At 69.4% G+C, this 14,306-nt stretch carries 11 protein-coding genes; 4 read left to right on the plus strand and 7 right to left on the minus strand.

The window, feature by feature from the left end:
* The first annotated feature begins 4 nt into the window (after positions 1-4).
* Together H5J31_RS23620 and H5J31_RS23625 are read left to right on the plus strand one after the other, a co-directional pair.
* Positions 5-727, plus strand: coding sequence for a FadR/GntR family transcriptional regulator (locus H5J31_RS23620; RefSeq protein ID WP_181774820.1), 723 nt, complete (start codon positions 5-7; stop codon positions 725-727).
* Between the two features lie 153 nt (positions 728-880).
* A complete protein-coding gene (locus tag H5J31_RS23625; RefSeq protein ID WP_181774821.1) occupies positions 881-2,830 on the plus strand; it encodes a transglycosylase domain-containing protein in 1,950 nt (649 codons plus the stop codon).
* Between the two features lie 13 nt (positions 2,831-2,843).
* Here H5J31_RS23625 and H5J31_RS23630 read toward each other — a convergent pair whose 3' ends face one another.
* Genes H5J31_RS23630 through H5J31_RS23640 form a run of 3 tightly spaced genes read right to left on the minus strand, consistent with a single transcriptional unit; the run spans position 2,844 to position 5,540 of the window.
* A complete protein-coding gene (locus tag H5J31_RS23630; RefSeq protein ID WP_181774822.1) occupies positions 2,844-4,028 on the minus strand; it encodes a serine hydrolase domain-containing protein in 1,185 nt (394 codons plus the stop codon).
* Positions 4,028-4,684 carry an O-methyltransferase gene (locus H5J31_RS23635; protein WP_181774823.1) on the minus strand — a complete coding sequence of 219 codons (657 nt, stop codon included), beginning with the start codon at positions 4,682-4,684 and terminating at the stop codon, positions 4,028-4,030. Before H5J31_RS23635 ends, H5J31_RS23630 begins: the two co-directional genes overlap by 1 nt.
* Before the next feature lie 28 nt (positions 4,685-4,712).
* Entirely contained in the window at positions 4,713-5,540 is an 828-nt protein-coding gene (locus H5J31_RS23640; protein ID WP_181774824.1) for an ABC transporter ATP-binding protein, read from the minus strand.
* Between the two features lie 107 nt (positions 5,541-5,647).
* On the opposite strand from H5J31_RS23640, the gene H5J31_RS23645 reads away from it, so the two are divergent.
* The gene (locus H5J31_RS23645) at positions 5,648-6,976 is read left to right on the plus strand and encodes an aminotransferase-like domain-containing protein (protein WP_181774825.1); all 1,329 of its coding nucleotides are present in this window, start codon (positions 5,648-5,650) and stop codon (positions 6,974-6,976) included.
* Positions 6,977-7,226: 250 nt separating this feature from the next.
* Here the strand turns inward: H5J31_RS23645 and H5J31_RS23650 are convergent, their stop codons facing one another.
* The 3 genes from H5J31_RS23650 to H5J31_RS23660 form a co-directional block, all read right to left on the minus strand.
* Positions 7,227-9,035, minus strand: a complete 1,809-nt coding sequence (locus H5J31_RS23650; RefSeq protein WP_181774826.1) for a hypothetical protein — start codon at positions 9,033-9,035, stop codon at positions 7,227-7,229.
* Positions 9,036-9,147: 112 nt separating this feature from the next.
* The gene (locus tag H5J31_RS23655) at positions 9,148-11,121 is read right to left on the minus strand and encodes an SDR family oxidoreductase (RefSeq protein ID WP_181774827.1); all 1,974 of its coding nucleotides are present in this window, start codon (positions 11,119-11,121) and stop codon (positions 9,148-9,150) included.
* 59 nt (positions 11,122-11,180) lie between these two features.
* On the minus strand, positions 11,181-11,414 hold the full coding sequence (locus H5J31_RS23660; RefSeq protein WP_181774828.1) for a hypothetical protein: 234 nt from the start codon (positions 11,412-11,414) through the stop codon (positions 11,181-11,183).
* Between the two features lie 202 nt (positions 11,415-11,616).
* Between H5J31_RS23660 and H5J31_RS23665 the strand changes: the two genes are divergently transcribed.
* Positions 11,617-12,840: an NAD(P)/FAD-dependent oxidoreductase gene (locus H5J31_RS23665; RefSeq protein ID WP_181774829.1), complete on the plus strand. Its 1,224-nt coding sequence runs from the start codon at positions 11,617-11,619 to the stop codon at positions 12,838-12,840.
* Between the two features lie 77 nt (positions 12,841-12,917).
* Here H5J31_RS23665 and H5J31_RS23670 read toward each other — a convergent pair whose 3' ends face one another.
* Positions 12,918-14,162: a Bcr/CflA family multidrug efflux MFS transporter gene (locus tag H5J31_RS23670; RefSeq protein WP_181774830.1), complete on the minus strand. Its 1,245-nt coding sequence runs from the start codon at positions 14,160-14,162 to the stop codon at positions 12,918-12,920.
* Positions 14,163-14,306 lie beyond the last annotated feature (144 nt).

Raw genomic sequence — 14,306 nt, forward strand, 5'->3', positions numbered from 1 at the left:
CACCGTGGAGTCGAGCACGGTCGCGAACGCGGGTGACGCGCTGTTCCGCCCGGTGCGCGCGGGCAACGCCTTCGAGGAGACCGTCGAAAGGCTGCTTCAGGCGATCCGGCTCGGCGTGGTGGGCGCGGGGGAGCGGCTGCCTTCGGAGCGGGAACTCTCGGAGCGGCTCGGCGTCAGCCGGGTGACGTTGCGCGAGGCGATCCGCGCGCTGGCGGACGCCGGGTACGTCGAGTCGAGGCGCGGCCGCTACGGCGGCACGTTCGTCAACGACGTCCTGCCCGATCCACCCGCCGCCGACGGCCGGAAGGTCGACAACGCCACCCTGGAGGACGCGCTCGGGCTGCGGCACGTCCTGGAGACCGGCGCCGCCGAGATGGCGGCTTCCCGTTCGCTCACCCCGGCCGACCGGCAGCACCTGACCAGCACGCTCGCCGAGGCCGCGGCGGCCGACGTCGGCGACTACCGGCGCAAGGATTCCCGGCTGCACCTGGCGATCGCCGAGGTCACCGCGTCCGGCTCGCTGACCACGGCGATGGCCGACGCGCGGATGCGGGTCAACCAGCTGCTCGACATGATCCCGCTGCTGGAACCGAACCTGGAGCACTCCAACGCGCAGCACGAGGCCATCGTCGACGCGATCCTCGCCGGCGACTCCGAGGCCGCCCGGCGGGCGATGACGGAGCACGTCGAAGGCACCGCTTCGCTACTTCGCGCCTTCCTCGCCTGACCCCACCCACTCCCGCGTTTAGTCCTCTGAATGCGGTAGTTCGCATCGCCAACTACCGCATCCAGAGGACTAAACGCGACGGGTGGGCAGGGCGATGACACGATTCGGTGATTTTCCCACAACCTTTTCACCCGTCCGGGCGTCTCTAGTGTCGTGGAAAACCCGGATGACGAAACCGCACCCGAGTCGGAAACCACGGCCACCCCGGAGCCGGAGAGGAAGAAACGCAGGTGGCGGCGGGTACGCCGGATCGGCGCCTGGTCGCTCGGCCTCCTGATCGGCATCCCGGTGGTCGCGTTCGGGATCGCGTACGTCCTGCTCGACGTCCGCAGCCCGCAGGAGGTACTGGCCGACCTCGACAAGACCGTCGTCCTCCAGAACGCGGACGGCTCCGAACTGCTCAAGGTGGTCCCGCCGGGCGGCGACCGGCTGTTCGTGCCTTACGACGCCGTCCCCGCGAAGCTGCGCGACGCGATCGTCGCGACCGAAGACCCGACGTTCTGGGACAACGAGGGCTTCGACCTCACCGGACTCGGCCGGGCGCTGGTGACCGGCGTCGGCGGCGGATCCGGGATCACCCAGCAGTACATCAAGAAGTCCACCGGCAACGAGGACGCCACCCTCGTCCGCAAATTCTCCGAACTGGTGCTCGCCACGAAGATCACCCAGCAGCAGACCAAGAAGGAGATCTTCGAGAGCTACATCAACATCATCTCCTTCGGCCGCGGCACCTACGGCCCGGCGTCGGCGATGAACGCCTACTTCGGCCGCAAACTCGACGACTCGATGAGCTGGAGCGAGGCGGCCTTCCTCGCCGGGATGATCCAGTCGCCGTCGGTGCACGACCCGTACGCCTCCACCCACGAGCACGCGATGAAGCGCTGGTCGTACGTGATGAACAAGCTGGTCGCCCGCGGTTACGTCAGCCAGGCCGAGGCGGTCACGATGACCTATCCGGAGGACGCGATCCAGGCACCGTCGGAGACCCGGGCGGGCCGCGTCACCTACGAGAAGTACCACCTCAAGCAGCAGGTTCTCGCCGAGCTTGAGCAGGCCGGCTTCCCGCTGGACCGGCTCCGCGGCGGCGCGATGAAGGTCGAGACGACGATCGATCCGCGTGCGCAGGCCGAGGCCGAGAAGACGGTCAAGGAGCGGCTGCAGGGCCAGCCCGAGCATTTCCGGGCCTCTCTGGTCGCGGTCGAACCCGGCACCGGCGCGATCCGCGCTTACAACGGCGGAGGCTGGAGCGTGCACGACTACGCGGGCACCCCGTACGGCACCGGGTCGGCCTTCCATCCGTTCACGCTCGCGGCCGGTCTGCGGCAGGGCGTCAGCGTGGACGAGCCGGTGAAGCTGCCGAAGGAGGTCGACTTCCTCGGCGAGACCTTCAAATTCGACGACCAGTGCGGCGATGCCGGGAAGTGCACGCTTCGCGAGGCGTTCGGGCGCGACGCGCAGGGGCCGTTCGTCGAGCTGGCGAAGAAACTCGGCGCGGAAGAGGTCCGGAACGGGGCCCGGGCGGCGGGCATCCCGGAGACCGTGGACGGCGAGGTGACCTTGCGCGAGAAGGACGGTTTCCTGATCGGCCCCGGGATCGCGGTCGGCCGCTATCCCTTGCGCGTCAGAGACATGGCGGGCGCCTACGCGACCTTCGCCGCCGAGGGTATGCGCGCCACCCCGCACCTGGTGTCGAAGATCCGCGACGAGCACGGCGAGGTCGTCTGGGAGTGGCCTTCGGACAGGGCGCCCGCGTTCGACGGCGACGAGGAGCTGAGCCGCCGGATCGCCGGCACGATCGGCCGTGTGCTGATCACCGGACTGAAGGACCGTCCGGCGGCGTTGAAGACCGGTGACTTCCGCTTCCAGGAAACCGGGGACAACGCCGGTGCCTGGGCCGTCGGGTACACGCCACAGCTTTCGACGGCGGTCTGGGTCGGACCGGACGAACCACGCCGGATGCGGGACGCCGCCGGGGAGAAGCTGACGGGCAAGACGATCCCGTCCGAGATGTGGCAGCGCTTCATGAGCGGCTATCACCAAGGGCTGCCGGTGCGGTGGCCCGAGCCCGCCGACCCGCGGCCGGCTCAGGCACCGCCCCGGTGATGCACCCGGTGATTCAGCGCAGCGCGGTCTGCGCGGTCGTCCAGAAGTCCTCGCGCGCATGCCAGGGGGCCGGCCAGTCGGCGCGTTGCGTGAGGAGGATCCCGGTCAGTCCCGTGGCCGGAGCCGCCGCCCACGACGTGCCGAGCCCGCCGTCCCAGCCGTAACGGCCGCGGGCCGCGAGCCCGTCGTCCCGACTGACCACGGCGAGCCCGAATCCCCAGCCGAGCCCCGGGGACAGGAGCGGCGCGCCGCTCGCGGCCTGTTCCGCGGTGAGGTGGTCGGCCGTGAGCAGCGCGACCGACCTCGGGGACAGCAGCCGCTCGCCGTCGTGGACGCCGCCCGACAACAGCATCCGGCTGAACGCGAGGTAGTCGTCGGCGGTGGACACGAGCCCGGCGCCGCCCGAGGGGAACGGCACCGGCGCGTTCCACTGGCCGTCGGGAGCGTCGTAGACGTGTAGTTCGCCGGTGGCCTCGTCGGCTTGATACGACGTCGTGAACCGGTGCAGCCGATCGGCCGCGACGACGAAACCGGTGTCGACCATCCCGAGCGGTTCGAAGATCCGTTCGGCCAGAAAGCGTTCGAAGGGCATCTCCGCGGCCCGGGCGATCAGGATCGCCAGTACCTCCGAGCCGACCTGATACATCCACCGCTCACCGGGCTGGTGGAGCAGCGGCAGCGTGCCGAAGCGGCGCAGCCACTCGTCCGGATGATGCGGCGTCGTCGGCTTCGGCGGGCCGATGACCAGTTCGAGGTCGTCGATCGCGCGCTGGATCGGCGTCGAACCCGGTGGCGCGAGGACGATGCCGAAGCCCAGCCGGAAGGTCAGCAGATCCCGCAGGGTGATCGGGCGCGCGGCCGGGACGGTGTCGTCCAGCGGGCCGTCGATCCGGCGCAGCACCCGGCGGCCGGCGAGTTCGGGCAGCAGGTCGTCGACGGGCTCGTCGAGCCGGAGGCCGCACTCCTCGACGAGCATCATCGCCGCGACCGCGGTGAGCGGTTTGGTCATCGAGCTGATCCGGAAGAGACTGTCGCGTTCCATCGGAGTCCCGCCGATCGCCTTGTCTCCCAAGGCATTCACGTGGACTTCGTCGCCCGCGGCCACCAGGGACACCAGTCCTGGAACCTCGCCGCGTTCGACGTAGCCGGAAAGGACGCGCCGCCCCCGCTCGAGTCCGGCCGGGTCGAATCGGCTCATCAGGACTTGACCAAGGCGATGGTCAGCCCGTCGTAGCCCTTCGCGCCGACGGTCTGGAACGCCGTCGCGTCGACACGTGGCTCGGCGGCGATCATCTCGTGCAGCCGCCGGATCCCTTGGACGTTCGGATCCTCGCTGGCGGCGTTCGCCACCGCGCCACCGCGGACGACGTTGTCGACCACGATCACGCCGCCGGGCCGGACGAGCTTCAGCGACGCCTCGAAGTAGGCGGGGTTGTTGACCTTGTCGGCGTCGATGAACGCCAGGTCGATCGGGCCCTCGACGCCGGGCAGGAGGTCCAGCGCCTCGCCGACGCGGACGTCGACCAGGCCGCCGAGCCCGGCCGCGTCGATGTTGCCGCGGGCGACGGAGGCGTGCTTCGGGTCGTATTCGAGGGTGACGAGCCTGCCCTGCGGCGGCAGGGCGCGCGCGAGCCAGATCGTGCTGTAGCCGCCGAGTGTGCCGATCTCCAGGATGGAGCGGGCACCGATCATCCTGGCGAGCAGGTTGAGCAGTTTTCCCTGGTTCGGCGCGACGGCGATCGACGGCAGCCCGGCCTCCTGAGAGGCGAGGAGCGCGGCTTCGAGGGCGGGATCGGACGGGACGAGGACCCCGGTGAGGTAGTCGTCCACTTCGGACCACAGTTGCTGTGACATGGCACCTCCGCCGCCAACCTACTCGGACTCAGGCGGCGCGGCGGCCCGCTTTCGGGATGACCAGCGGGGTCCCGGTCTCCGGGCAGGGCATGACCCGGCACGGCAGCTCGAAGATCTTCTCGACGTTGTCGGCGGTCACGACCTCTTCTGGCGTGCCTGTCGCGAGGACCTCACCGTCGCGCATCGCGATCATGTGGGTCGCGTAGCGCGCCGCGTGGTTGAGGTCGTGCAGCACCGCGACCAGCGTCCGGCCCTGCTCCTGGTGCAACTGCGCGCACAGATCGAGGATGTCCATCTGGTGGGCGATGTCCAGATAGGTCGTCGGCTCGTCGAGCAGCAGGAGATCGGTCTCCTGCGCGAGCGCCATCGCCATCCACACGCGCTGCCGCTGTCCGCCGGACAGTTCGTCGACCAGCCGCTCGGCGAGGTCGTCGACCCCGGTGGCGCGCAGGGATTCCGAGACCACGGTGGCGTCCTCACGGGACCACTGGCGCAGCAGGCGCTGGTGCGGGTACCGGCCGCGGGCGACCAGGTCGGCGACGGTGATGCCGTCGGGCGCGATCGAACTCTGCGGCAGCAGGCCGAGCCGGCGCGCGACCTCTTTGGCGGGGAAGGAGGTGATCACCTGACCGTCGAGGAACACCGAACCCGTGCGGGGCTTGAGCATGCGCGCGAGCGCGCGCAGCAGGGTCGTCTTCCCGCAGGCGTTCGGGCCGACGATGACGGTGAACGACCGGTCGGGGATGACCACGCCGAGATTTTCGGCCACCGTCCGGCCGTCGTAGGCGAGCGTCAGCGCGTCCGCGTGCAGGCGGGACGTCGTGCTCTGCTCGGTGAGGGTTTCCACGGTCTCCACACAGGTTAGGCTAACCTAGCGACCCGCCGTTGTGGTGTCCCGTGGGTCGCAATGACATCATCCGAGTGCAATGTTCCGAGCGGTCTCGGTGCGATCGAGGGTGATGTATGGAGGACTACCGGATAGTCGCGGACGAGATCGCCGCCGACGTCGAGGCCGGCAGGCTCCGTCCGGGCGACCGGCTGCCGCCGCAGCGGCGGTTCGCCCGCGAACGCGGGATCGCCAACTCGACCGCCGCCAGGGTCTACGGCGAACTCGTGCGCCGGGGTGTCGTGGTCGGCGAGGTCGGCCGTGGCACGTATGTCCGCGCCGCGAGGCCGCCACTGGAGACCGCGCTCGCCGAGCCGGGCGGTGCGACGATCGACCTCGAACTCAACTTCGCCGTCCTCCCGGAGCAATCCGCGCTCGTCGGCAAGGCACTGGAACCACTCCTGCGCGACGACGTCCTGACAGCGGCACTGCGGCCAGGGAGCGTCACCGGCTCGAAGCAGGCCAGGGAAGCCGTCGGCGGACTGTTCGCGAAGGACGGTTGGACGCCTGAAGTCCTCTTCGCCGGTAGCGGGCGCGAGGCCATCGCGGCCGCCATCGCCGCTTTCGTGCCGATGGGGGAACGACTCGCCGTCGAGGCCATCACCTACCCCGTGGTCAAGGCGCTCGCGGGGCGGCTCGGCGTCCAGTTGGCGCCCATCGAGACCGACGACCAGGGCCTCGTGCCCGAAGCGCTCGAAGCCGCGCACGCCGCCGCACCCGTGCGCGCGCTGTACGTCCAGCCGACGCTGCACAACCCGCTGGGGTCCACAATGGACGATGGGCGGCGGGCCGAACTGGCGGAAACCGTGCGGCGCATGGACATCCCGGTGATCGAGGACGGCATCTACACCTTCCTGCGGCCCGAGATCCATCCGTTCGCGACGTTCGCGCCGGAACGCACGGTGTTCACCGACAGTATGTCCAAACGACTCGCCCCCGGCCTGACCACCGGATTCCTTGCCGTTCCGGCGGAATGGACGGAGCGACTGGCGGCGTCGGTGCGCTCGGGTGGCTGGGTCGCGCCGAGGTTCGCCCTCGAAGCCGCCACCCGGTGGATCACCGGCGGCACACTGGAAACCGTCGAACGGGCGAAGCGCCTCGACGCCGCGGAACGCCAGCGGGTGACGGCGGCGCGACTGGCCGGGTTCACACTGCGCGCGGATCCCCAGGCGTACCACTGCTGGTGGGAACTCCCGGAACATTGGCGCGCGGAAACCTTCGTCGCCGCTGCCGCGCGCCGGGGGATCGCGGTGACCCCCGCCGCCGCGTTCGCCGTCGTCCCGGGGCACGCCCCGAACGCGGTCCGGCTCGCGGTGTCCTCGCCGCCGCTGGAGACGCTTTCGGCCGCTTTGGACGTCCTCGCCGGACTCGCCGCCGGCCGCCCCGAAGACGCCGGCGTCGACTGACCCCCCGCGTTTCGTCCTCTGAATGCGGTACTTGCGCGTGCAACTACCGCATTCAGAGGACTAAACGCGTCAGGGCTGTCTCGCGGAGGTGTTGCGAAAGCCACTTTCGCAACGTTGAAGGTTGCGAAAGTGGCTTTCGCAACACCTGGTTCCCGACGGACCGCAAGGGTCGAGGGGGTCGTGAGTGGCAAGTGTCGTTCTAACCCTCTTTATCACTCACGACCCCATACCTGACCGAGGACTGAACGCGTCAGGGGCGGGGCGCCCACTTCCCGATGAAGCTTCCACAGGTGACGGTCTGCCCGGTGAGGCGCGACTGCAGCGCCTTCTCCATCCCCAGGTAGTCGAAGATCGGCGTGTCCGGCCGGACCTCGGCGGGGACGGGACCGCCGCGGGTCAACGTCGGCATGTCCACGGTCTGGAACAGCACGAGGTAGTCGCCGTCGCGGTTGAGGTCGTCCGCGGTCGCGAGCATCCGTTGCGGCGCGTCGGCGACGATCTCCAGCGGTAGCGGCCATTCCAGCGGGAACGGGTTGCGCAGGCCGAAGGCGGGGTAGGCGAACGGGTTGTCGGGCAGGACCGCCGTGCGTCCGGCGGGGAATCGCGTGACGCAGTCACGGATCTGGGAGACGTAGGCGAAGGTGCCCGGGTTCGTCCGGATCCCGCGCATCGACGGCGTCACCGTGCCGAGGTCCCCGGTCAGTTTCTCGTGCGCCATGTCGAGGTACGCGGCTTCGTCGTGATGCGCGACGACGGCCCAGCCGGAGGCCAGCACCGCGACCAGTCCCGTCGCCGTCGCGGCGGTCAGAGCGGCCCATCGGGGCGGCTCGGGTATCGGGGGCAGCGCCTCCGCCAGCAGCAGGATCGCGGTCAGCGCCAGCGTCCCGGTGAACAGTGTCGGGGTGTCGTTCCCCCAGGACAGGCTGGTCATGAACCCGGTCGCGAAGACCAGCGCGCCCATCCGCGGGAACCGCCGCGTCGACGCCCAGTTCACCAGCAGCGCGACACCGAGGATCCACCAGAGGACGTCGGCCCAGCGCGACGCGCCGGTGAAATGCCCGTCGACGACGGTGCCGACCACCACTCCCACCCCGGCCAGGAGCAGCAACCGCGCGAAGATCGCGCCGGCGGACCCCACCCGTTCGCGGAAGATCCCTACCAGGGCAAGGAGTACGCCGGCGATCGCGAAGAAGGTCAGTCCGCGCACCGGTGGCCGTGTGAGGGTTTCGGGATTCTCCAGCCACAGCCCGAGAAGTCGTTCGCCGTACGCGGGCAGGCCGCCGGTGAGCTGCTCGGCCATCGCGCCGAGACCGCCGTCGATCGTGACGATTCCGATGTAGAGCACGAGAAAGGCGCCGAGCGCGACCAGATCCCAGGCCAGCCGCCCCCACCAGCGGCGCGTGCGGAACGCGCCTTCCCGCATCGAAGGGTGCAGCAGCAGCCAAACCAGCGCGATCACCGGAACCGGCGCGAAACTCTGCTTCACGAACACCGCCGTGCCCAGCAGTACGAGGCCGAGCCGCCGAGGCCACGCCTTGCCACCGCGTAGCCCGGAATCCAGCGCCCAGGCGCCGCACGCGGTCAGGAAGATCCCGTCGACGGTATGCCACGCCATCAGCGGGAACGCGTTGAGGTTCAGCAGCGACGCGGCCGCCGTCAGCCCGGTGAGACCCGGTCCCCAGTCACGGACGCGACGCCGCGTGACCAGCACCGTGAACGCGATGGTCGCCAGGATGATCTCCAGCATGCTGAGCACGCTGGAGACGAAGAACAGCGGTCCGGGCACGACGAAGTCGACCATGTGCAGGTACGCCGAACCCAGCGGCCGTGCGGAGATGATGTCGGAGTGCGGGACTTCGCCGTGCAGCACCCGCCACGCCTGGGCGAGGATGAATCCCTGGTCCGAGGGGTGGAAACCGAAGCGCCCCACCCGGAGTTCGGTGACGACGGCGAGCGCGAGCACCCAGGCCGCGTGCAGGGAAAGCCGCAGCACTGTCCTGGACGGACGTACCACTGCGGTGTCCGGTCCGGTCGACAGCGGGGGACTGGCGACGTCCACACTGCCCCTTCCCGCTCGTCCCTACCTCGGCCCGTGCCCGCCGACCCCGGCGTATCGGAAACCGATGGTAGCGGCCGGGGGCGTCCCCCGATCGAGCCCGGCCGCGGGGACGTCAGGGACGGCGGCGCCAGACCAGCCTGGTGACCGCGCCCGCCACCGAGGCGAGCGGAGCCTTCCGTGGCAGGCCACGGGATTCCGGCGCGGACTCCGGCATCACCCGGTAGACGAGGTGCGCGACGAACCGCGTCGTCTTGGGTGCGACGAGCGTCACCAATTCGGCGGCCTTGCCTTCGGGCAGGTTCAGGATCTCCGGTCGCTCTTCGAGTGCCTTGACGACGAGTCCGGCGGCGCGCTCGGGCGAACTCGCCGGCATGCCGCGATAGGAGTTCGTCGCCGCGATCATGTCGGTGCGCACCAGGGGCATCCGCACCGAGGTGAAGGTGATCCCGTCGGAAAGCGTTTCCCTTCCGGCGGTCAGCCCGAACTCCTCCAGCGCGGCCTTCGAAGCCAGGTAAGCGGAAAACCGCGGTGTGTCGGTCTGCAGTCCTTGCGTGGTCACGTTGACGACGTGGCCGAAGCCGCGTTCGGTCATCGACGGCAGCAGGCCGAGGATGAGCCGCACCGGTCCGAAGTAGTTGATCGCCATGGTGCGTTCGAAGTCGTGGAACCGTTCGGTGGACAGCGAAAGCGAGCGGCGGATCGAGCGGCCCGCGTTGTTGACCAGCATGTCGACGGCGTCGTGCGCGGCGAGGACGTCCTTGACCAGCGCGTCGACGGCGCCACCGTCGGTGAGGTCGCACGGGTACGCGGACGCCTTCCCGCCCGCCGCGGCGATCTGTTCACGGACCTCTTCGAGTTCGTCGGCCCGCCTGGCCACGAGGATCACCTCGCCGCCCTTCGCGGCGACGGCCAGCGCTGACGCGCGCCCGATGCCCGAGGAGGCGCCGGTGATCAGCACCTTGCGGCCGCTCAACGGTTCCGGCCCCGGACGACGGCGGCCGCGATCGGGGTCCAGGTGTTCTAGCCAGTACCGGTACAGCGGACCGGCGTACTCCTTCAACGGGGGCAGGGAGATCCCGCTGCCTTCGAGGGCCGCCGTGGTCGCGCTGGTGTCGAAGTCGACCTCCATGCTCAGATGCGGCAGGACTTCGAGCGGGATGCCCAGTTCCTTCAGTACCGCCGCGCGGGCCGAACGTCCGCCCGGGACGCGGTCGAACCCTGCCGCGGCGGACCTCGCCAGGCGGGTTCCGGCGCGCTTCAGCGCTCCGGACGGCCGCGAGGGAAGGACGGCGGAGATCTTCGGCGCGCCCGCGACGCGCGCGAAGGCGTTGTAGACCTCGTGCAGCGGCTGGGGGCGCGGCGACGCGAGGTGATAGGTGCTGCCGCTCGGCGCCTCGGCGTGCATCAGGTGCTCGATCGCTTCGACGACGTAATCGACCGGGACGAGGTTCGTCGCGCCGAGATCCGGCGCGGCCAGCGGGAGACGGCGGGGCAGCGCGGCGAGCCGCGAGATCGCGGGGAGGAAGTAGTACGGGCCGTCGATCTTGTCCATCTCGCCGGTGCGCGAATCACCGGCGACGGCGGACGGCCGGTACACCCGGTACGGCGTCTTCCCGTGACGGCGCACGAGCTTCTCGGCCTCGAACTTCGTCGCGTGGTACGGCGACGCGAAGCCTTGGCCGAGGTCGAAATCGGCTTCGGTGAAACGGCCGGCGTACTGCCCGGCCACCGCGATGGAGGAGACGTGGTGCAGGATCCCGGCGTTCGCCGCGGCGGCGAACTCCAGGACGTTGCGGGTGCCGTCGACGTTGGCCGCGCGGTTGGCCGCTTCGTCCGCGGTCAGGTCGTAGATCGCGCCGAGGTGCACGACGTGGTCGAGGGGTCCCACTTTGGCCGGGTCGACGCCCAGCGTGGGTTCGGTCAAATCGCCGGTGACGGGAACGAGCTTCTCGTGGCTCGGGAGCTTCCCGCGTGAGGTCTCCCTCACGAGTACCTGGACGGCTACGGTCTCCGGACGCCGTAGTAGGCGCGCGACCAGGCGTTTTCCCAGAAAACCCGTCGCGCCCGTCACGAAGTAGGTGGTCATGGCCGGCTCCTTCCGTAGTGAGCCGACTGTAACCTACTCAGAAGTAGGAACGGTAGTTGTCATTCACTGTGGTCCGGATGTTGTGCCACCGCGACCACGGCGTCGCGGAGTGCGGCGCGCAATCGCCCCACGTCCAGCGGCCCGAGTACGGCGGCCTCTCCGGGCGGCGCCACGAGCACGATCTTGTCGCTGCTCACGAATACCGTCACGTCCCTGCGCCTGCCTGCCAGGTCCCGGCAGCCGACCGACCATTCGTCCCGGGGTGCCAAGGTCCTCATCCTTCCAGTGCTCATGATCTCCCTTTCTCGTCCGTGGCTGGGACGGGGACCTTTCGGGGCCGTGACGCGGGTTACCCGACATTCCTACTGATGGGTTAACCGTGCCTGCTGATCGTGATCAACTTCCGCTCGCGCTAGTCCGGACGGGCTTCCGTAGCTGGGCGAGGCACCCCGATCGGGAGTAGCGTCCGCGAGAGAGCCTGCTTGGGAGGTCTTGATGTCCGAACCCAGGAAGATCGTCATCGTCGGCGCCGGTCTCGCGGGAGCGACGGCCGCCGGGGCGCTGCGAGAGCGTGGCTACACAGGGGAAATCCTGTTGCTCGGCAGCGATCGGCATCGCCCGTACGAATTACCGCCCTTGTCCAAAGGACTTCTGCTGGGCAATACCGATGAGCCCGATTGGGTGCACGAAGCGGGGTTCTACGAAGAGAAGGAAATCCAGCACAAGCCCGGGGCGACGGCGACCAGGATCGAACTGGGCTCCCGGCTCGTTCTCGACGACGTGGGCGGTGAGTACCGGTTCGACAGGCTCGTACTGGCCACCGGCTCGCAGCCGCGCCCGCTCCCGGTGACCGGCGGCGACCTGCCCGGACTGCGGACCCTCCGCACCCTCGATGACGCGCTCGCGCTGCGTTCGGCGTTCAAGGACGCCGAACGGGTGGTGATCGTCGGCGCGGGCTGGATCGGGACCGAGGCCGCCGCGGCGGCGAGGGAACACGGCGCCGAGGTGACCGTGGTCGACCAGGTCGGCTCACCGCTGCTCGCGGTGCTGGGCGAGCAGGTGTCCGCGGTGTTCAAGGACCTCCACGCCGAGCACGGCGTGAATTGGAGATTGGGTGACGGCGTCGCGGAGTTCACCGGAGGACTCGACGGCGTGACCGGTGTACGCCTGAAGAGTGGTGACGAACTTCCGGCGGACGTCGTCCTGGTGGCCGTCGGCGCCGCGCCGCGGGTCGATCTCGCGCACGCCGCCGGTCTGGAACTGTCCGACGACGGCGGTGTCTGCGCCGACGCCGGACTGCGGACCGCCGCGCCCGACGTCTACGCGATCGGCGACATCGCCGCGCATTTCCATCCCCGCTACGGAAAACGCGTCCGCGTCGAGCACTGGTCGAACGCGAAGTGGCAGGGCCTGCACGTCGCCGGGAACCTGCTCGGGGAGAACGAGCCGTACCTGAAGAGCCCGTATTTCTTCTCGGATCAGTACGACCTGGGTTGCGAATACCGCGGACTCGCCGACCCCGAAACCGACGAACTCGTCGTCCGAGGGGATCTCGCGGCGCGGGACTTCACTGCTTTCTGGTTACGCGACGGCCAGGTCACCGCCGCCATGAACGTCAACCAGTGGGATGACGGCGACGCGTTGAAGGCGCTCGTCGACGGACGGGCCACGGTGACCGCGGATCAGCTGAGGACGGCCGAGCTCAAGACTTTGGGGTGACTCTCCCCGGTGCTATGAACGGCCCGTTACTGGCAAAATTTGCAAGTAACGGGCCGTTCATAGCAGCGCGCGAGGGCTTAAACCTCCTGAGCGACCAAGAGCCGCGAAGGCCTCGTCATGGTCGCGAAGGCCAGCAGGGCCAGAACGCCGAAGCCCGCCATCGTGATCCCCATCGGGATCGCGGTGCCCGCGCCGCCGAGTCCGACCAGCGGCGTCGCCAGCCCGCCGACGACGAACTGCAGCACGCCCAGCAGCGCCGACGCCGAACCGGCGGAGCGCGCCTGTTCGGCCAGCGCCAGCGAGCTCGCGTTCGGCGCCACCATGCCGATGCTCGACACCAGGATGAACAACGGGATCAGCAGTCCGACCAGGCTGAGGTCCATCGCGACCGCGGTCAGTACGCCGAATCCGGCGACGGCCGCGACGATCAGGCCGATGGTCAGCAGCTTCCGCTCCGGGAAGCGACCGACGATGCGGCCGTTCAGCTGGCCGACGAGCACGATGCCGATGCCGTTGAGGCCGAACACCAGGCTGTACGCCTGGGGGCTCAGGCCGTAGACGCCCTGCAGCGCGAAGGACGAGCCGGAGATGTAGGCGAACAGGCTGCCGAACATCAGACCGGAGGCCAGCGCGTAGCCGAGGAAGCTCCGGTCGCGGAGCAGGCTCGCGTAGGTCCGCATCACCGAACCGAAGCGCGCCGGCGTGCGGCGTTCCTCGGGCAGGGGCTCCGGCAGCAGGAAGAAGACGACGGCGAGCAGGATCGCGCCGAACACGGTCAGGCAGACGAACACCCCGCGCCACGACGTCCAGTTCAGGATCTGGCCGCCGATGATCGGCGCCAGGATCGGGGCGAGCCCGTTGACCAGCATGAGCAGCGAGAAGAACTTCGTCATCGCGGTACCGGAGTAGAGGTCGCGCACGGTCGCCCTGGCGATCACGATCCCGGCGGCGGCGCCGAAGGCCTGAACGCCTCGGGCGGCGATGAGCAGGTCGGCGCTCGGGGCGATGGCGCACAGCACCGAGCCGACCATGTAGAGCGCGAGACCGGCGACGAGCGGCTTGCGGCGGCCGATCGCGTCGGACAGCGGTCCGAGGATCAGCTGCCCGAGCGCGAGCCCGATGATGAACGCGCTCAGCGTCAGCTGGACGGTCGCGTCCGCGGCGCGGAGTTCGCCGGCCATCTGCGGCAGCGCGGGCAGGTACATGTCGATGGACAGGGGCCCGAAGGCGGACAGGCCGCCGAGGATCAGGACGAAGCGGGCGCGTCCGGTGGTGATCGGTCGCGCGACGGGTTCTTCCACTCGCTCGGGCGCGATGGTCATGCTCGTTCCTTCCCCAGTCATGGTTCCGCGAGGAACAACTTGCTTAGAGTAGGTAACTATTCCCGCTGTGAGTCTTGCCACCCAGGTTTCGCAAGACTGATCCGATCAATTTTCGAGACAAATCCGGGTGAGCTCTAGATCTGG

It is taken from the genome of Amycolatopsis pittospori (assembly GCF_013870525.1).
Classification (GTDB): Bacteria; Actinomycetota; Actinomycetes; order Mycobacteriales; family Pseudonocardiaceae; genus Amycolatopsis; species Amycolatopsis pittospori.